Consider the following 19109-nt stretch of genomic DNA (forward strand, 5'->3'; position numbering starts at 1 on the left):
CCTCTAGGCGCATTTGGCGGTTCATTTCCATCGCATCTACAGGTGGGAAGTAGTTACTATGTGGATCATAGGTTGCCGTCATTGCATTGAGTGTTTTGTCTAAAACATCGTCACTCTTCATACGTTTAAGACGTTCAACTTTACGTGTATAACGTTTGGTCAGCGTTTGCGCTGGGGTTAAATCCTCAGAACTGCTTAACTCCTGACCATTGGCCAATGAAGGATCAGCTTTTAATGCCTTTTGTTTAGCATCTTCTTCCTCTTTGGTAATCGTTAAGTTAATCAATTGTGAAACTAAAGCTTTTTTCCAGTGGTTTTCTAGCTCGGCACGAGTACCAAAATACGCTGCTTTTTCTCGATCAATATCTAAATATGCATTTGGTTGTTTTAAATTTTGCGGCTTTTTCAGCTCAGCCAACATAAAACTATAAAACTCATTTAAACGGGTACGATATTGTGCATGAATACTATAGGGTGCAGTTAAATCACCTGTCTTTAACGCTGTCCCAAAGTTGTTGGCATATTTTTTCTTATATGACTCAACTTCTGAAGCTAAAAATAAACTATGGTCTGGATCTAAACTATCAAGATACATATCCAAAATACGTGCAGACGTCGCAGCATCTAAACGTAAATTTAAATAATGGCCTCGATCGACCAAAACGGCGAGCTGACGAGCAGCCAAAGCTTGTTCTTGTGTAGGTTTAATGACGGACGAAGAAACGGTTGCAGGTTGTGTGGCTGCAATAGCTTCATTCATAGCGTAGTTAAAGAACAAACCACCAGTCGCAATTGCAACTGCACAAGCGATTGTTTGAAGTTTCATAATTACCGTTTAAGTCCTAGAGTTTTCCAATTTCAGCGTTATATTTCTAACTGAAGTGAGTAGAATCAGAATGTTAATCATCTTATTCTGTTTATGTCGTGTAGTTTTATCATAATCTGTATCAATGAAATGTAGCAAATCATTGCAAAATTCAGTTATTGTTCAGTTTTCCAAAAACGTATAGCAACGGAAGTATTTCATGATTGGCGCATTGATGCTCGATATTGCAGCGACGACACTCACTCAAGAAGATATTGAATTATTACAAGCTCCGCAAGTCGGTGGCGTGATTTTATTTGCACGTAACATTGAATCCCCTAAACAAGTACGAGCATTAACGGATCATATGCGCGCTATTCGTCCTGACCTGTTAATTGCTGTTGACCAAGAAGGTGGCCGAGTTCAACGCCTTCGTCAAGGCTTCACTGCGCTTCCTGCCATGGGACGTTTCGGTGAATATTACAAAATAGACCCAGAGCAAGCCTGTAGCTTGGCACGCCAGTGCGGTTGGTTGATGGCCACTGAAGTCCTTGCAGTAGGAATTGACTTTAGTTTTGCTCCTGTCCTTGATATTAATGACATTAGTGATGTAATTGGAGATCGCGCTTTTGCCGACAACTCAGAGCATATTATTATCTTGGCGCGCGAGTTTATGCAGGGCATGAAACAAGCAGGCATGGCAACCACAGGTAAGCACTTCCCAGGTCATGGTTCTGTAAAAGCGGACTCACATGTTGCAGCAGCAATAGATAGCCGCAGCTATGATCAGATCTATCAAAAAGATATGCAGACCTTTATCCAGTTACAAGCCCAACTTGATGCACTGATGCCAGCTCATGTGATTTATGATCAAGTTGATCCTAACCCTGCTGGTTTTTCAAAGTTTTGGCTCCAAGAAATCCTAAGACAACAAATGAAATTTGATGGTGTGTTGTTTTCAGATGATCTCTCCATGCAAGCAGCGGGTGTTGCAGGTGGTGCAGATGCTCGAATCTTGGCGGCACTTGGTGCAGGCTGTGATATGGGCTTGGTTTGTAATGATCGCGAAGCTGCACTTTTAGCTTTGTCTGCAATCGAAACGCAAGCTTTGCCGAATCAAGCACGTTTAGAACGCATGCGTGGCAAAATTCCACAGATCAGTATTGGGGAAACACTGGATTTAGGTTCAGAGTGGCAACAATGTGTAGAAACGATTCAAGCATTTAAAAATGCAACCGCAAATTAAGTTGAAATCAGCTTAAGCCCCTCAACGATGGTCAGGCTTGCCAAGATGCTTATTTGAGCAAGCACGACCAAAGTCGAACATTTTTCGCACGACTTAACGTACTGCTTTTTTGAGCATTCTCAAAGTAACTGTCAAGTAGAACTAAATAAAATTCATTTAGATAGGCTACAAAACTCATCAGTTCCACCCTTGGATCGCAGCGCTGACTCATCTGTAAAAAATAACCGTAGCGTGTTCGGCACGGCACTGCTACCATCATGAAGATATCGCACCACTTTTTACAGAGAAATGATCACTGCCATGCAACAGTCCATTGAGCAATACATGCAAACCCTTGGGCAACAAGCACGCCAAGCATCGACCATCTTGGCAAGCGCGTCTACCCTCGTCAAAAACAATGCCCTATTTGCTATTTATTCGGCATTAGAAAGTCAACAGCAAGACATCTTAAAAGCAAATCAAATTGATGTGCAGCAAGGCATTGCACAAAATTTGGATGCTGCGCTACTCGACCGCTTAGAACTTACACCAGCACGTTTCGAAGCAATGCTAGCGGGTCTAAAAGATGTAATCAGCTTGACTGATCCTATTGGAGAAATCACTGACTTGGCTTATCGCCCTTCAGGTATCCAACTGGGTAAAATGCGTGTACCTCTAGGTGTCGTTGGTATGATCTATGAATCACGCCCAAATGTGACACTCGAAGCTGCTTCGCTGGCACTAAAATCGGGTAACGCGATTATTTTGCGTGGTGGTTCAGAAGCATTACATTCCAATCAAGCTATTGCTCAAGCGATCAAAGAAGGACTTAAAACTTCTGGCTTATCTGAATATTGTGTACAAGTTGTCAATACAACAGATCGTGCAGCTGTTGGTCAGTTGATTACTCTGTCTGAATATGTTGATGTGATTGTACCGCGTGGTGGTAAAGGGCTAATTGAACGTATTACCCGTGAAGCAACTATTCCTGTAATCAAACACCTTGATGGCAACTGTCATGTATTTGTTGAAGCACAAGCTGACTTTAGCAAAGCATTGCCCATCGCTCTAAATGCCAAGACACATCGCTATGGCGTGTGTAATGCCATGGAAACGCTCTTGGTGGATGAAAAAGTTGCTGCCGATTTCCTTCCACAAATTGCAGCACTTTACGCTGAAAAAAACGTTGAGCTGCGCGGCTGTCCAGTCACCCAACAAATCTTAGGTGAGGCCTGTATTGCAGCCACCACTGAAGATTGGGCAACAGAATACCTCGCACCTATCTTGGCGATCAAAGTTGTGACAGGTATGGATGAAGCCATTCAACATATCAACCATTATGGTTCACACCATACTGATGCCATCATTACTGAAAACTTTAGTCTAGCACGTCAATTCTTAGCACGCGTTGATTCAAGCTCAGTTGTGGTTAATGCATCGACTCGATTTGCTGATGGTTTTGAGTATGGTCTCGGCGCAGAAATCGGTATTTCAACCGATAAAATTCATGCACGTGGCCCAGTGGGTCTAGAAGGACTCACCTCACAAAAGTGGATTGTTTTAGGTGATGGCCAGATCCGTCAATAAAAATCAGTTCACCATGACTGCATTTTTTAATCAATAAGTCGCAATAGTCAAATTAAGCCCCTGTATTCACCATGTGAATGCAGGGGTTTTCACATTTTAAAACAACTTTTTCAATTTAATTGAACTTCACAATTGCTGCTTAGTGCTTTCCTTGTTAGATTCAAGTTAAGGCATTTTTTTTGCCTGCATTGTGTTTTTTTATACACCTTGGTCGATCATGCTTAAGTCTAATGACCTAAAGTCTAACTAGGCCAAATAAAAACCCTATGCTAAAACTTAAGCACTAATTCGATATTGCAACTTTTTAGCTGCGCTGCGTTGTACTCTACACAGCCCGCCATTTAAAAGGTGTGATTGAATTTATCAGGAAGATTCATCATTTAATAATTCGGGTAATTCAACGTGTCTACATCAGTATTGGTCATCAACTGTGGTTCTTCATCTATCAAATATGCACTTGTGTCTGATCGTCGTGAAGATCGAATCTACGGCTTAGCAGAGAATTTAGGTTCTGCTGAAGCACGCATCAAAGGGATTACTTTTGGTGGTCAACCGCTTGAACTTTCGATTCCTTATGCGGACCACGAAAAAGCATTAGAAACTGTACTCAACCGTCTATCTCAATATCGTCCACAAGCCATTGGTCACCGTGTTGTACATGGTGGTAGCTTGACCAAAGCAGAACGTTTGACGCCTGAAATTATTGATCGTATTCGTGCAGCAACACCTCTTGCACCATTGCACAACCCTGCCCATTTAATTGGTATCGACGCAACCATGCGTTTGTTCCCAGACTTGCCTCAAGTTGCTGTATTTGACACAGCATTCCACCAAACTATGCCTGCCCATGCTTATCGCTATGCAGTACCGAAATTTCTGTATACCGAACACAATGTACGTCGCTATGGTTTCCACGGTACAAGCCATGCTTATGTTTCTAACCGTGCAGTACAATTGTCTGAACATATGGAAAAAGGCGGCTGGTTAAGTGCTCACCTTGGTAATGGTAGCTCAACTTGTGCGATCTGGAATGGCCAAAGTGTGGATACTTCAATGGGTCTAACACCGCTTGAAGGTATTGTTATGGGTACACGTAGTGGTGATGTCGATCCAAGTATTCATAGCTTCTTGGCCAACAACCTTGGTTGGGGCATCGAAAAAATCGACAAGATGCTTAACAGCGAGAGTGGTCTGCTTGGTCTTTCTGCTCTGTCTAATGACATGCGTACATTGATTGAAGCCTCTGAACAAGGCAATGAAGATGCAACACTTGCCATTGAAGTATTCTGCTACCGTTTAGCTAAATCATTGGCAGGTATTAGCTGTGGTCTACCACGTGTTGATGGCCTCATCTTCACTGGTGGTATTGGTGAAAACTCAGCTTATATCCGTGAAAAAACAATGTCATATCTCCCGCACTTTGCGTTCGAACTCAGTAAAGAAAAAAATAATGAGTTAAAACGTGGCACTGAAGGTCGTATTGATGGTGGTACAGGTCCTCAAATCTGGGTAATTCCAACAGATGAAGAAGGTCGTATTGCACAAGAAACTCGTACTGTGGTCGATCATCTGACTGCGCAAGATTCAACAGCAGCAGTGGCAGCGGTTTAATACCGTTGTCATTGCAAGATTTTGAATCTAATATAAATTTACTTAATTATGACTCACCTTGTTAAAGGTTAAGACACATATATGAAAACTATTTTATTGGTGCCAACTGGGGAAGGTGTAGGTTTAACATCTGCATGCTTAGGTTTTATTTATGCATTGGAATGCCAAGGTATTAAATCTGGTTTTTTAAAACCATTTTCCCAAGAATATGATGTAACAACGGATCGCACCACTGCGCTCTATCAACATCTTACCCAATCCGATAATGTCGTCGAACCGATTGCTTATACTCAGCTTATTCAGCAATTTAACCAAGGTGAGAGCGATGAACTACTTGAGCAAGTGGTTCATATGCATCGTCAAATTGCTAAGTCACATGATTTTATTATCGTTGAAGGCTTATTACCAAACGCACGTGATAGCTTTGCATCAAGCCTCAATGCCTCGCTTGCACAGGCGCTCGATGCCAAAGTTGTATTTGTAAGTAATGCAAATATTCGTCAAGCCAAGTGTAGTGCTGAAAAAGTAGAAACTCAGTTACGTCATTTTGGTGGTGCTGCATCAGAACGCACGGCTGGGGTATTGTTCATGCGTACTCGTGGTCTACCAGAAGGCACTGCAGAAATTCCTGTAACCTTAGATCCAAGCCTACGCCTTAACAAAGAGATCGCTGCATTTAGTCAAGAAATTCAAAAAACACATGCACATATTGGCTCAGCTCAGCTCCCAATTATCGGTATGGTGCCCTTTAGTGACAGCTTAAGTGTCCCTCGTGTAAGTGACCTTGCCCAACAAATTCGTGCCAGCTGGATTAATGTCGGTAAGGCAGAAAAACGTCGTGTCTTGCATAGCAGTTTAATTTCATCAAATATCGAATATGAACTGAACAAGTTTGTTGCTGGTGAATTGATTATCAGTGCATCAGATCGTATTGATGTCCTACTCGCCAGTAGCCTTGCCTGTAGTAATGGCATCCCTTTAGCGGGTCTGATTTTAACTGAACACCATCAACCCAGCGCTCAGATTTTAGATTTCTGTCAACCAGCGATTAAAAATGGTCTGCCGATTTTACATACTACGCTCAGCACTTTTGAAACGGCTCAGCAACTGGCTCAGTTAAGCAATGAAATCCCGATTGATGATATCGAACGCGCGACTCAAGTCACACGTTTTGTCTCAAGTCACATCGACTTAGACTGGCTCACTCAACTGGTCAATGGCCAATATACAGCACGCCTATCACCATCAGCTTTTCGTCATGAGTTTGTACAAAAATCAATTGCGGCCAAAAAACGCATCGTTTTGCCTGAAGGTGATGAACCACGTACGATTCAAGCAGCAGCAATTTGTCAATCTCGTGGCATCGCGCAGTGTATCTTACTTGCTAAACCTGAAGCTGTATTGGAAATTGCCAAAGCACGTAATATCGAATTACCAGCAGATCTCGAAATTATTGATCCAGACCTTATCCGTGCTGAATATGTCGCTAAAATGGTTGAACTGCGTAAAGGGAAACTCAATGAGGCCCAAGCAGATGAACAATTACAAGACACTGTTGTATTAGGCACGATGATGCTGGCACTCGATCAAGTTGATGGTCTAGTCTCAGGAGCAGTTCATACCACGGCCAATACTGTACGCCCTGCGTTCCAGCTCATTAAAACCGCACCAGACTATTCACTGGTTTCATCGGTATTCTTTATGCTGTTACCAGATGAAGTCTATGTTTATGGTGATTGTGCGATTAATCCTGATCCAGATGCAGCTCAGTTGGCAGAAATCGCTATCCAATCTGCTGATTCTGCAAAAGCTTTTGGTATCGACCCACGCATTGCTATGATTTCTTATTCCACAGGTTCTTCTGGTACAGGAGCAGATGTTGACAAGGTTCGTGAAGCAACTGAAATCGCTAAGCAGCGTCGTCCTGACTTACTGATCGATGGACCACTACAATATGACGCCGCATCTGTTGAAAGTGTAGGTCGCTCTAAGGCTCCAGATTCGGAAGTCGCAGGCCGTGCCAATGTGTTTATCTTCCCAGATCTCAACACAGGTAATACCACATATAAAGCTGTACAGCGTGCTGCCAATGTCGTCAGTGTTGGACCAATGCTGCAAGGCCTAAACAAACCTGTCAATGACCTGTCACGTGGTGCCTTGGTTGATGACATTGTCTTTACCATCGCCTTGACTGCGATTCAGGCTGAACAACAAAAAACAGCTTAATCCATTGTCCGACCAAGCCCTTTGTTCAACTTGACTGAGCAAAGGGCTTTTCACTCTAAACTGAAAACTTATCGATCTATAAAACTCAGCACCAATCGAAAAATCAACATATTTATCTCTTTCAATCCACACATATATCACTGAGCCTGCTCTGCTTAACACAATCAATATCGTTTAGCTGTAACATGATTATTTTTCAGCTAATTTGAGATTTTCATGATTAAATTTAACCCTGACACTTCAGATACAATCACATGAATTTATTGGGGATTATTATTTTATAACTTTTGTCATTTTTAGCTTAAAAAGCACACGTTCGCATAATTACATTCACAAATGAGCGTGCTAGAATCCGCCAGCTAAATCTCAAAGACCCAACAACAATGTTCTCGTTCTTATCCATAGAATTCAGTTTATTATTCATACTTTTCTTCTGTGTTTATTGGTCTTTTCGAACAAAGCCACAAATTCAAAACTTCATTTTAATGCTTGCAAGCTATGCGATCATTTACGCGATGGCCAATGCAACTGCGGTTGGCATACTTTTGGGATTTAGTCTGGGGATTTATCTACTGTCTTTGGCTATGGATGCCTATGAGCAACATAAAAAGAAAATTCTCATCACAGGCATAGTGTTCACTCTGATCCAACTCAGTTGGTTTAAATATTATGATTTCTTTAAGGGTCATATCAGCCAAGCACTCGATACCCTACAACTCGATAGTTCTGGGCTCATGGCCAACCTGATTTTACCTTTAGGTATCTCTTATTATTCATTCCAAGCAATTAGTTATCTTGTCAGTCGTTATCACAACGAAACGGAAGTGCCCCGTTTTGGTGTATTGCAGTTATTAACTCACTTTTCATTTTTTGCCACGATTACGGCAGGCCCGATTGCACGTGCTAAAAGTGCCAAAGGACTCACTGACATTTATGGTCAAAACTGCGGTATGAGTGAGCAGCTGCGTAGCACTACACCACGTCAAGTCTTATTGCCGAGTTTAGCCTTATTACTCATTATTGTTGCACTCATTAAAAAATGGTGGATTGCTGGTTGGCTTGCAGATGAATGGGTCAACCCTGTTTTTTCCAATCCAATGCAATACCATAGCTTAGAAATTTTAGCTGCAATATATGCTTATACCTTACAGCTATTCTTAGACTTCTCTGGTTACAGTGAAATGATGATTGCCTTTGCTCTATTGCTTGGTTTTCGTATTCCAGTTAACTTCAGAGCGCCCTTACTCGCACACAATATTCGTGACTTTTGGGATAAATGGCATATTAGTTTATCGACTTGGATTCGTGACTATATCTATATTCCGCTAGGGGGCAGTCGTGATGGCTTTACTCGTACTCAATTTAACTTGGTTGCGGCAATGGTACTTTCAGGGGTTTGGCATGGTTCAGGCTGGAACTTTTTCCTCTGGGGACTCTTGCATGGCTTAGCCCTAGTCCTTCTCAATTGTAGCGATCGACTTTATCAAAAAACCTTTAAAGTCAGCGCTAAACAAGCACGCGATGCACTGTCAAAATCAAGCTGGATCGGTAAAGTTATTTCAGTATTTGTGACCATTAACTTTGTCTGCTTTTGTTTTGTCTTCTTTCGCGCTAAAAGTTTTGAAGAAGCCATACAAGTCTTCCAAGCTTTATTTAACAATATGATTAATGTGCAGTGGACCAATAACCCACTTTATTTACTCAGTTTATTGGTTGTGGCTTGGGGTTTATATCCATTTGTTAGCCGTCTACTTCAACGTGCTAGCCTCAGCCTAATGCGTTTACCACGTTATTTGCTCATCGTTCCACTCTTTATCGTGTTCCTGATTATTGTCATTTGTGCACCTTCTGGTATCCCGGGCTTTATCTATGCAAACTTCTAATCGACCTGAATCAACAGAGACCCCTAAACCAGATCTCACTACAGCACTTGAGCACCCAACAGCACAACACGGTTCTGCACTCACGGCTTTTATCTATACCTTGGGAAGTTTATTGGTCTGTGCACTATTGAGTATTTGGATTATGCAAAACTCAGTTAATGCCTACTATCAACAAACCTACCATCAGCCTAGCCCCTTGGTCGATTTAGAAGATTATCCAAGCTGGAATTTGGGTGGAAAAATTGGTGATGAGCTATATCACCAACACGACAGCATTAAAGCCAAAATTAGCGCATGGAATAGTGAAATAATCAACGACTTCAATGTCGATTATGCCTATACACCTGAATTTAAGGCCGCCATGCTGGAGAAACAGAAACAAGAACAATTGAGACTTGAAGCGTTGGCCCAAGCACGCGCTCATGAGGCACAGCTCAATCAATTTAGTATCACAAAAGCTGATCAAGTGTTCTTTGCTGGTGATTCTTTAATGCAAGGTGTAGCCCCACATGTACAAAAGTATTTGCAAGAACAGTATGCGATCAAAACCGTAAACTTAAGCAAACAAAGTACGGGACTGTCTTATCCCAAGTTCTTTAACTGGCCTCTGACCATTAAAGAGACTTTGGAAACTCATCCAGAGATCAAAATATTGGTGGTATTTTTAGGGCCAAATGACCCGTGGGATATTCCCAATCCGGCAGGTGGTGCTTATTTGAAATTTCAATCACCGCAATGGGAAACGGTCTATCGCTCGCGTATTGCTGAGATTATTCAAACAGCACAGCAACATCAGGTCAAGGTGATGTGGATTAGCCCACCCAATATGCGTAAAGATCTCTTAAATCAGCAAATGATTTATCTAAATCATGTCATTGCAGATGAAGTCCATAAACAACAGGCTTTTCTCATCGACTCAAGAGAAATTTTGGGAACATCGGACAATGTTTACAATGACTATCTGCTCGAAAATGGTGTGTCTAGTAAAATGCGCAGCGCTGACGGTATTCATTTTTCAACAGAAGGTCAAAAAAATATTGCCAAGTCTATCGAACAACATATTAGAATTGTTATCTAATCCATCTTAGATACAAAGGCTTAATATGAATAAACTAAAAAGTTTAACCTCGCTATCATGTATGTTGTTCATGAGCTGCCAAAGCCTTACAGCCGCGAGTTTAAGCAATTTTAATGAACCCAATAGTCAAAATTTGATTCAAGCCTTACAAACAAAAAAAATTCATATTGTACAACTTGGGGATTCACATACTGCTGCAGATGAAATGACCAACAATATGCGTCTGCAGCTACAAGCGACACTCGGTAATGGCGGTATGGGCTGGGGAATGCCCATGTATTTCACTGGCCATCGTCTGGTTCGCTATGGTTATGACAACAGTGGTTGGCAACCCATCTCAAGCCGCACGCAAAGCAATGAAAACTACACCTTGGGCGGTTTATTGGCCGTACCCAAATCAACAGCTGCAAGCCTTACCATTAAAGCCAAACAAAGTGAAAACACTCAGCGTTATATTGTGAGTATTCGCCAGCAAGCGGGTGATAGTGCCCTGATTGGTCGTGATGCAGATGGCCGCTCAATATCAATCGAAGCACCTGTCAAAAATGGTCAGTGGCAATTTGTAGAGTTTGTTGCCAAACCACCATTCACGGTTCAAAGCCAACACGCTCAACAAACTGCGCTTGGTGGCTGGTGGGGGCAAAATGAAGCGGGGCAAGGTGCTGTCGTCTCTGCACTAGGCATCAATGGTGCGCAGCTTTCTTATTGGAACCGCTGGAATACGCAAGCTTGGCAAAAAGAACTGGCTGCTGTTACACCGAATTTATTAATTTTAGCTTATGGCACCAACGAAGCTTATAACGACAACCTCAATGTTGAACAGACTCGCCAAATCTTGGTTGAAAAAATTCAAGCCATTCGCAGCGCAAGCCCAAAAACAGCAGTCATGATTGTTTCAGCACCAGAAAGCCTTAAAAATATCAATGGAGGCTGTGGTACACGCCCTGTTAAACTCAGTGAAGTCCAACAAATGCAGCGTGAAGTCGCACAGCAGTACAAGACCCTCTACTGGGATTGGCAAAATGCGATGGGAGGTAGTTGTAGTATGAAAAGTTGGATTAATCGTGGTGATGCACGTCGTGATGGAGTTCACTTTAGTGCTTCAGGCTACCAAAAACTAGGCAATATGTTAGCTGCAGATATTTTAAACTTTGCAAACATTCAAAGTACGACTGCCCCATCTAACTCTAGCTCTACGACAAATAATCTCTCTGATGATTTGATGCCACAAGGTGGAATTAGCATTAAGACAACTACGCGCCCATATGCAACCATCTGCAAGGGTAACGACTGCACACCTTTTCCTTAAGTTGATTTAAAACCTAACCTTAGGCGGCTGTCGATGCAGAAAATTAGCAGTCGCCGACTCGGAGATCACGCAGATGCAACAGCCTCCATCTGGTTTTACTCGACCATTTTTGATTGCTATGTGCGCCGTTGCACTAATCCTCATCTTATCGATCACGCTGGTCATTACACTTGATAAATATCTAGCCTATCGTATTTCGATTGAACAAAGTCTGCATTATATCTTTATGCTCATCGGCAGTTTCTGCTTGCCATGGATCACACAGCGTTTTTTACACACCCCCTCATCTAATGGCGACGTGACCGCCTCACAGGCTGCCCCACCGTCTCTTCCCAACAATCAGCTTACGCGCAAGATCAAATTCAGTTTTTATTTGCTTGCATGGATTGTTTTTTGGGGAGTATTTGGCCCATGGTCTTACTTCATAGCGTCCATGGGTTATCTGAGTGATTGGTTACATAGCAATTCAGCGATCTTACTCCTGATTGCAGCCCTGACTTTAGTTACAACCTTAGTCTTTGCAGGATTAATACAGGTATATTCACGTTATATTCTTAAAATTGATTCACAACAACAAGATTGGCGTCACTGGCGATTGAGTCTCAGTTTTAGTTTTGGTTTACTCTGTTTTGCTCAGCTGATCCTCAATATACTCATGCTGAAATTTTTATTTTAATAAAAATAAATTATGATTCGATTTATTTATAAATTTTCTAATTTATAATGCAGTGCATTTTAAAATAGAGTAATCAAATTGAAAAAAATATTATGTGCTTTAGTTATTAGTATAGGTTTAGTTGGTTGTACTGGGCCACGTATTGCAACTGATTTATTAACAGCAAGAACGGTAAAACATAATCCAGCATTAATTCCCAATGCAGCAAATATTGCAGTCACTATTAACCCACAAATTACCAATAAGTTTGAGAGAATAGATAACAAATTAAAAGAATCTCTAGAGGTAGCACTAAAAGACAGCAATATATTCGGTAACGATCAAACTAAACCCTACAAGATTGATGCAGACATTATGGTTGCTAGTCAAGCAGCGATGAGTTTTGGTAACTTCAATGGCAAACTTAAAATTCACTATGTTGTTAAAGATACTGAAAATAAAATCATTTTAGATGAAACTTTCGATACAGTTGCAGGCAGTGATGCTTGGCATTTTTCAGGTGCACAACGTGCAACTCGTGCAAGAGCTGTAAATATTTCTAAAAACGTTAACTTATTTTTAGATGCTTTAGAAATTGCGTTAAAGAAAGATCAAGCACAATAAAATGATTTAAGCTGTGATGATTCAACATAGCATCTTGTTTTTGCTATTTAGCAATCATCACAGTTAAATAACACGTTATAAATTTAATATAAGTCTGATCGGCTGAATAACTAAATTGGCCGTATAAATAATTATAGCTATTGTTTTTATCAAAGCATTTTTAATTTCTAAAATAAGCCTGTCGATCTTTGTAACTATACTCTAGCACTCAATCACAATTACTCTTCGCCTATAGTCTAAAAATTCTGCTAAATCACCACTTCAACACGTTTATCACGTATAATTTAGCCCGCTAGCTAACAGCCCGCTCAAGAGATTTTGATATGACAACGATTATCAAGCAAGATGACTTGATCACCTCGGTCAAGGATGCGCTTCAGTTTATTTCTTACTATCACCCACAGGACTTTATCCAAGCGATGAGTCGTGCTTACGATCGTGAAGAAAATAAAGCCGCTAAAGATGCGATTGCACAGATTTTAATTAACTCGCGTATGTGTGCCGAAGGCCACCGCCCGATCTGTCAAGATACAGGTATTGTCAACGTCTTGGTTGATGTTGGTTTAGATGTTAAATTTGATTTGACTATGAGCTTAGATGATGCCATTAACGAAGGTGTACGTCAGGGTTATTTAGAAAATAGTAACGTACTTCGTGCGTCAGTTTTATCTGATCCAGCATTTGGTCGTAAAAATACCAAAGACAACACTCCTGCTGTTATCCACTACAAACTCGTTCCTGGTAACAAAGTAGATATTACTGTTGCAGCTAAGGGTGGCGGTTCAGAAAATAAATCTAAACTTGCTATGCTTAACCCATCTGACTCTATCGTTGACTGGGTACTTAAGACTGTACCAACAATGGGTGCAGGCTGGTGTCCACCAGGTATGCTCGGAATAGGTATTGGTGGTACTGCTGAGAAAGCCATGATGCTTGCAAAAGAAGCATTGATGGAAGAACTCAACATGGACGAATTATTACGTCATGGTCCACAAAACAAAACTGAAGAACTTCGTATTGAGATCTTCGAAAAAGTCAACGCGCTCGGTATCGGTGCACAAGGCCTCGGTGGTTTAACGACTGTTCTTGACATCAAGATCAAAGACTATCCTTGCCATGCTGCGGGTAAACCAGTGGGTATGATTCCAAACTGTGCTGCAACTCGTCACGCACATTTCCAACTTGATGGTTCAGGTCCTGCACACATCCAAGCACCTAAACTTGAAGACTATCCTGAAGTCACTTGGGATTCTTCACAGTCTAAACGTGTAGATCTTGACAACATTACTCAAGAAGAAATGAACTCTTGGAAACCAGGTGATACTTTATTGCTAAACGGTACGATCTATACAGGTCGTGATGCTGCGCATAAACGTATGGTCGATATGTTAGCCAAAGGTGAAAAACTTCCTGTTGATCTAAAAGGCAAGTTCATTTACTACGTTGGTCCTGTTGATCCTGTTGGTGATGAAGTCGTTGGTCCTGCTGGCCCGACTACTGCGACACGTATGGACAAATTTACCCGTACTATCCTTGAGGAAACAGGTTTATTTGGCATGATCGGTAAGGCTGATCGTGGTCCTTCTGCTGTAGAAGCAATTAAAGACAACAAAGCAACTTACCTCATGGCAGTCGGTGGTGCAGCTTACTTAGTTTCTAAAGCTGTACGTGAGGCGGAAGTTGTTGCTTTTGCTGACCTTGGTATGGAAGCAATCTACAAATTCAAAGTTGAAGATATGCCTGTATCTGTTGCTGTTGATGTAAACGGTACTTCAATCCACGCCATTGCACCAAAAATCTGGCAAGCGAAGATTGGTAAAATCCCAGTTGTAGATGCAGCTCAAGCTTAAGATCCTTATTCAATCAAAAGGCCAGCAAGTTGAACTTGCTGGCCTTTTTTATTGCCTTTTCCAAGGAGAGCTTGAGTGGGGATATAAACTATCCCTCAACCCATTTACCATCTTGGTAAACTAGACTCCACTTGGTTGCCTTACCTTCTGCATTTTCAGAACCGACATATTGGCACTGATTTTTACGGCTAAATTTAACCAGTGTTGCATTACCTTCAGGATCTGTATCTGGTGCCGCAAGTAAGAACTGATACTTGGCATCAAGTTGGTCTGCAACACTACGCAGCTCTGCAACTTTAGGTGCACGAGTTTCACGAATCTTCGGAAACTTACTTGCAGCTAAGAACAGACCTGCAGCTCCATCACGCAACACAAAGTAGTCATCATGTTTGCTAGAACGGATATGCTCCATTTTGATTGGATCAACACGTGGTGGCGCAGGTTGACCATTTTTCAGTACCTTACGCGTGTTATCACAGCTATTACATGCAAAGTATGGACCGAAACGACCTGTCTTTAACTGCATTTCGCCATCACATTTTTCACAAGGAAAGCTTGGTCCATCATAGCCTTTAATTTTGAATTGACCTTGTTCTAATTCAAAACCATGACAGTCTGGGTTATTACCACAAATATGTAATTTACGGCTACCATCAAGCACATAGCTATCCATAGCTGTCGAACAAATCGTACAGCGTTTTTTCGACATCAAATCTGCTGTTTCAGCAGCGTCATCATCGGAAAGTACAGCTAAGGACTCAACTGGAGTTAAATTCAGTGTACCTTTACAACGTTCTTTAGGTGGCAAGTTATAGCCTGAACAACCTAAGAATACACCCGTTGTACCTGTACGAATCTGCATCGGTCGACCACATTCAGGACAAGCAACTGAATCCACCTCAACAGGTAGATTACGACGCATTCCCGCTTCGCTTTGCGCATTGGTCAAACGTTTTTTAAAGTCGCCATAGAAACTATCAAGCAACTCTTTCCAGTTACGCTCACCCATAGCCACTTTATCGAGCTGACCTTCAAGATCTGCGGTAAAGGCATAGTTCATCAAGTTATTAAAGCTTTCATCGAGGCGATCAGTAACAATCTCCCCCATTTTTTCAGCAAATAAACGACGATTTTCTAACTTAACATAACCACGATCTTGAATCGTTGAAATAATAGCAGCATAGGTTGATGGACGACCAATGCCGCGTTTTTCCAACTCTTTCACTAAAGATGCTTCAGTAAAACGTGCTGGTGGCTTAGTAAAATGCTGTGAAGGATCAAGTTTTTCTAACTTGAGCTGCTCGCCAACTTTCACCGCGGGTAAGAGCACATCATCATCGGATTTGTTCGCACCGCGTACACGAGTGAAACCATCAAAGACTAAAGTACGACCTTTGGCTTTAAGTTCAACACCATTGGCATCGACCAAAATCGTAGAAGACAGATATTCGGCTGGTGTCATTTGACACGCAACAAACTGACGCCAGATCAAGTCATATAAACGCTGTGCATCACGCTCAACACCAACTAAGCCATCACCTTTTAGTGCGACATTAGATGGGCGAATCGCTTCATGTGCTTCTTGAGCATTGGCTTTATTACCAAAACGATTAGGCTTCTCTGGTAGGTATTTTTTACCAAACTCGGCCTCAATATGACTACGCACCATACTGACGGCATCATCACTTAAGAAGGTTGAGTCAGTACGCATATAGGTAATAAAACCAGCCTCATACAAGCGCTGTGCTAACATCATGGTTTTCTTAACAGAAAAACCTAAACGTGTACTCGCAGCCTGCTGCAAAGTTGAGGTGATATAAGGCGCACTTGGATTAACTTTGGTCGGTTTATCTTCACGACTTGAAACAACATATTGAGCATTTTTTAAAATGGCTAATATGGCATCAGTTTCAGCTTTATTTTTTAACTTAAGTGTCTTGCCTGCTTGTTTAACTGCTTCAAGACGAATTGCATCTTTTTGACTCTGTGTATCTGCAAAAATTTGCCAATATTCTTCAGGAATAAATGCACGGATTTCACGCTCACGCTCAACCACCAACTTCACAGCAACCGATTGAACACGTCCTGCTGACAAACCGCGGGCAATTTTTTCCCACAGTAATGGTGAAATCATAAAGCCAACAACACGGTCAAGAAAACGACGTGCTTGTTGTGCATTCACTTTGTTGGTATCTAAGCGCTCAGGACGTTTAAATGCTTCTTGAATGGCATTTTTAGTAATCTCGTTAAAGACTACACGTTGATAGCGTGAATCATCACCACCAATCACTTCTTTTAAATGCCAAGCGATCGCCTCTCCTTCACGGTCCAAATCCGTTGCGAGATAGACTTCATCGACTTGCGATGCCAATTTTTTCAGTTCTGCAACTACATGTTCTTTACCTGGGAGCACTTCATAATGTGCTTTCCAATCATGCTCTGGATCAACACCCATACGGTTGATCAAGGCAGACTGTGCTTTCGCAGCTTTTTCAGCTTCAGTCAGCTTGGCACGACTTGCTGGTTTTTTTTCTGCTGACTTACTCGCACCTGTGGGTAGGTCTCTTACATGACCCACTGAGGATTTGACAATATATTGGGAACCCAAATACTTGTTAATGGTTTTCGCTTTTGCAGGCGACTCCACAATCACGAGAGCACGCTTGTTACCAGCCTCAGCCGTTGCTGTACTGTCTTTAGTTGTGGATCGAGGAGCTTTCGCCATAATAAACTGATATTCCTAGTTGTTACAAAATTAATGTTCGGCCAAAGAGAGTAGAAATGCTTTCATTTCATCAAGTTGAGTTGCTTTGAGATCACAATGCTCGTCCCAATACATCCCAACACAGTTGGCTTGCATATCAATAGCATAAATTCCTTGCAATGCAATGGGTAAATCACTAAATTTCTCATCGCCATACACGACTGTAAGCTTTTGATCTTCAACTTTAGCACGCATTAAAGTCAAATTACCTGAAGGAATTAAAACACTATAATAAGCAATCATACTGGCACGATCTTCTGTAGCCTTGGGTACTTTAGTCCAGTCAGGAGCAACCACTAAACGAGGATGTAATCCCATTTTACGAGCTTTTTCACGTAAAACACCTAAGGCTTTTTCTCTTGGACTCACTCTCAAACCGAAAATTGAGCCAATGACAAAAACCACAATAATGACTGTAACCCAAAGTCCAGTATTTTCCATATATTACCCTTTTCTCTCTTTATTAGATTTGCATAAGCTTGGGGATAAAGGCAAGACGTAAATTCTATTTCACGAGATGTATCTTTAATTTATTTTAAAAATAAATCTAGTTTTCATGCAGTTAAATCCAACACCAGCAATAACAATCTCTTTGCTTAATGTTTTAAATCAGTAAGTTAATGCATCAGTTTCATGCAATGAATAAGCTTGTGCTGACTTAAATTAGTTTAAGTACATTTCATAACTGTAGATCACTTCGTGTCCATTCCAATGAATATACCCTCTTTTAATCAGGGCCTTAATCATCAGGTTTGCATCGGCTTCAGGAAAAACTTCACTGAGTAGATCTTTAAGTAAATAGATGTCTTTAGGCATTACTGCTTGTTTTTGTTGCAACTGGCGGAGCAACTCAAAATGAACCTGATCAGAGGGATGAAAATGTAAACTCGCTAGACTCTCTTCGATCTCATTATCTGCTTGTCCATCTTCGATCACCGCTGTATCTAATCCAGCATCATCAATGAGTGCTTCAATACCCTGGCGTAATTGTTGTACAGCAGCTTCTTCTTGTTTGACAATAGGATCTGTGGCCATCGGTTGCGTAGTTTGTAAGCGCTCGGATACTTTGCTGTCTTGATCACAGTTCGTCACCGTCAGTCGATCTAGACCTTTACGAACAGCTAGAGGCGCATAATTTACAAAAAGTTGATGGTTTTGTATTGGCTGTAATAAAACATCCAGCGCTACGCGTACACGATGAGTCCAACTCAATGCTGTTGTGCTTTGTTTACCTGCTGGCGCTGTGACTGATAATTGCTGCCATGTACACTGCAATCCTGCCTGCTGAAATAATTGTACTAACTGTGCTGCCTGTGGCTGTGCTGACCATAGCGCAACACTAAGCTCTAAATCGAGCAAGACCAGTAACTGCCCAACCAATACTGCATATTGATATTCTTGACGGCAATCCAGCGGCAAATCTAAGATGATGACTTGGCCACTATTAATCAATGTCGATAGCTCATTTAACTCAGTCAGTGTAAAAGTACAC

13 protein-coding genes and 1 pseudogene are annotated in these 19109 nt (G+C 41.5%); 10 read left to right on the forward strand and 4 right to left on the reverse strand.

The window, feature by feature from the left end:
• Window positions 1-826 (reverse strand): annotated as a pseudogene (locus Aru01_RS15020) (carboxy terminal-processing peptidase); the annotation flags it as partial.
• A gap of 199 nt (window positions 827-1025) precedes the next feature.
• On the opposite strand from Aru01_RS15020, the gene nagZ reads away from it, so the two are divergent.
• From nagZ to Aru01_RS15070, 10 genes are all read left to right on the forward strand, one after another.
• Complete coding sequence (gene nagZ, locus Aru01_RS15025; protein ID WP_016657549.1) at window positions 1026-2051, forward strand: beta-N-acetylhexosaminidase; 1026 nt, start codon at window positions 1026-1028, stop codon at window positions 2049-2051.
• Between the two features lie 288 nt (window positions 2052-2339).
• Window positions 2340-3617 carry a glutamate-5-semialdehyde dehydrogenase gene (locus tag Aru01_RS15030; RefSeq protein WP_255209869.1) on the forward strand — a complete coding sequence of 426 codons (1278 nt, stop codon included), beginning with the start codon at window positions 2340-2342 and terminating at the stop codon, window positions 3615-3617.
• Window positions 3618-4019: 402 nt separating this feature from the next.
• Window positions 4020-5228 (forward strand): acetate/propionate family kinase, encoded by a 1209-nt coding sequence (locus tag Aru01_RS15035; RefSeq protein ID WP_016657551.1) that lies wholly within the window; start codon window positions 4020-4022, stop codon window positions 5226-5228.
• Window positions 5229-5309: 81 nt separating this feature from the next.
• Window positions 5310-7454, forward strand: coding sequence for a phosphate acetyltransferase (gene pta / locus Aru01_RS15040; protein WP_016657552.1), 2145 nt, complete (start codon window positions 5310-5312; stop codon window positions 7452-7454).
• A gap of 485 nt (window positions 7455-7939) precedes the next feature.
• Window positions 7940-9337, forward strand: a complete 1398-nt coding sequence (locus Aru01_RS15045; RefSeq protein ID WP_016657553.1) for an MBOAT family O-acyltransferase — start codon at window positions 7940-7942, stop codon at window positions 9335-9337.
• Entirely contained in the window at window positions 9324-10415 is a 1092-nt protein-coding gene (locus tag Aru01_RS15050) for an SGNH/GDSL hydrolase family protein (protein WP_016657554.1), read from the forward strand. The genes Aru01_RS15045 and Aru01_RS15050 overlap by 14 nt, the downstream gene beginning before the upstream one ends.
• 25 nt (window positions 10416-10440) lie before the next feature.
• Complete coding sequence (locus Aru01_RS15055; protein WP_016657555.1) at window positions 10441-11724, forward strand: SGNH/GDSL hydrolase family protein; 1284 nt, start codon at window positions 10441-10443, stop codon at window positions 11722-11724.
• A gap of 73 nt (window positions 11725-11797) precedes the next feature.
• Entirely contained in the window at window positions 11798-12400 is a 603-nt protein-coding gene (locus Aru01_RS15060) for a hypothetical protein (protein WP_016657556.1), read from the forward strand.
• A gap of 78 nt (window positions 12401-12478) precedes the next feature.
• Window positions 12479-13003: a hypothetical protein gene (locus Aru01_RS15065; protein WP_016657557.1), complete on the forward strand. Its 525-nt coding sequence runs from the start codon at window positions 12479-12481 to the stop codon at window positions 13001-13003.
• A 323-nt stretch (window positions 13004-13326) separates the two neighbouring features.
• Window positions 13327-14853, forward strand: a complete 1527-nt coding sequence (locus Aru01_RS15070) for a fumarate hydratase (RefSeq protein WP_016657558.1) — start codon at window positions 13327-13329, stop codon at window positions 14851-14853.
• Window positions 14854-14941: 88 nt separating this feature from the next.
• Here Aru01_RS15070 and topA read toward each other — a convergent pair whose 3' ends face one another.
• The 3 genes from topA to Aru01_RS18365 all read right to left on the reverse strand — a co-directional run.
• On the reverse strand, window positions 14942-17578 hold the full coding sequence (topA, locus tag Aru01_RS15075) for a type I DNA topoisomerase (RefSeq protein WP_016657559.1): 2637 nt from the start codon (window positions 17576-17578) through the stop codon (window positions 14942-14944).
• 30 nt (window positions 17579-17608) lie between these two features.
• Window positions 17609-18058 carry a hypothetical protein gene (locus Aru01_RS15080; RefSeq protein ID WP_016657560.1) on the reverse strand — a complete coding sequence of 150 codons (450 nt, stop codon included), beginning with the start codon at window positions 18056-18058 and terminating at the stop codon, window positions 17609-17611.
• Window positions 18059-18280: 222 nt separating this feature from the next.
• A partial coding sequence (locus tag Aru01_RS18365; RefSeq protein WP_042111549.1) for a hypothetical protein occupies window positions 18281-19109 on the reverse strand: 829 nt, incomplete at its 5' end.

The sequence above is a fragment of the Acinetobacter rudis genome, from assembly GCF_000829675.1.
Taxonomy (GTDB): Bacteria; Pseudomonadota; Gammaproteobacteria; order Pseudomonadales; family Moraxellaceae; genus Acinetobacter; species Acinetobacter rudis.

Bases quoted from the DNA above. Each gene is read 5' to 3' on its own strand.
- nagZ (WP_016657549.1), top strand. From the start codon at position 1,026: ATGATTGGCGCATTGATGCTCGATATTGCAGCGACGACACTCACTCAA.
- Aru01_RS15030 (WP_255209869.1), top strand. From the start codon at position 2,340: ATGATCACTGCCATGCAACAGTCCATTGAGCAATACATGCAAACCCTT.
- pta (WP_016657552.1), top strand. From the start codon at position 5,310: ATGAAAACTATTTTATTGGTGCCAACTGGGGAAGGTGTAGGTTTAACA.
- Aru01_RS15045 (WP_016657553.1), top strand. From the start codon at position 7,940: ATGCTTGCAAGCTATGCGATCATTTACGCGATGGCCAATGCAACTGCG.
- Aru01_RS15050 (WP_016657554.1), top strand. From the start codon at position 9,324: ATGCAAACTTCTAATCGACCTGAATCAACAGAGACCCCTAAACCAGAT.
- Aru01_RS15055 (WP_016657555.1), top strand. From the start codon at position 10,441: ATGAATAAACTAAAAAGTTTAACCTCGCTATCATGTATGTTGTTCATG.
- Aru01_RS15060 (WP_016657556.1), top strand. From the start codon at position 11,798: ATGCAACAGCCTCCATCTGGTTTTACTCGACCATTTTTGATTGCTATG.
- Aru01_RS15070 (WP_016657558.1), top strand. From the start codon at position 13,327: ATGACAACGATTATCAAGCAAGATGACTTGATCACCTCGGTCAAGGAT.
- topA (WP_016657559.1), bottom strand. From the start codon at position 17,578: ATGGCGAAAGCTCCTCGATCCACAACTAAAGACAGTACAGCAACGGCT.
- Aru01_RS15080 (WP_016657560.1), bottom strand. From the start codon at position 18,058: ATGGAAAATACTGGACTTTGGGTTACAGTCATTATTGTGGTTTTTGTC.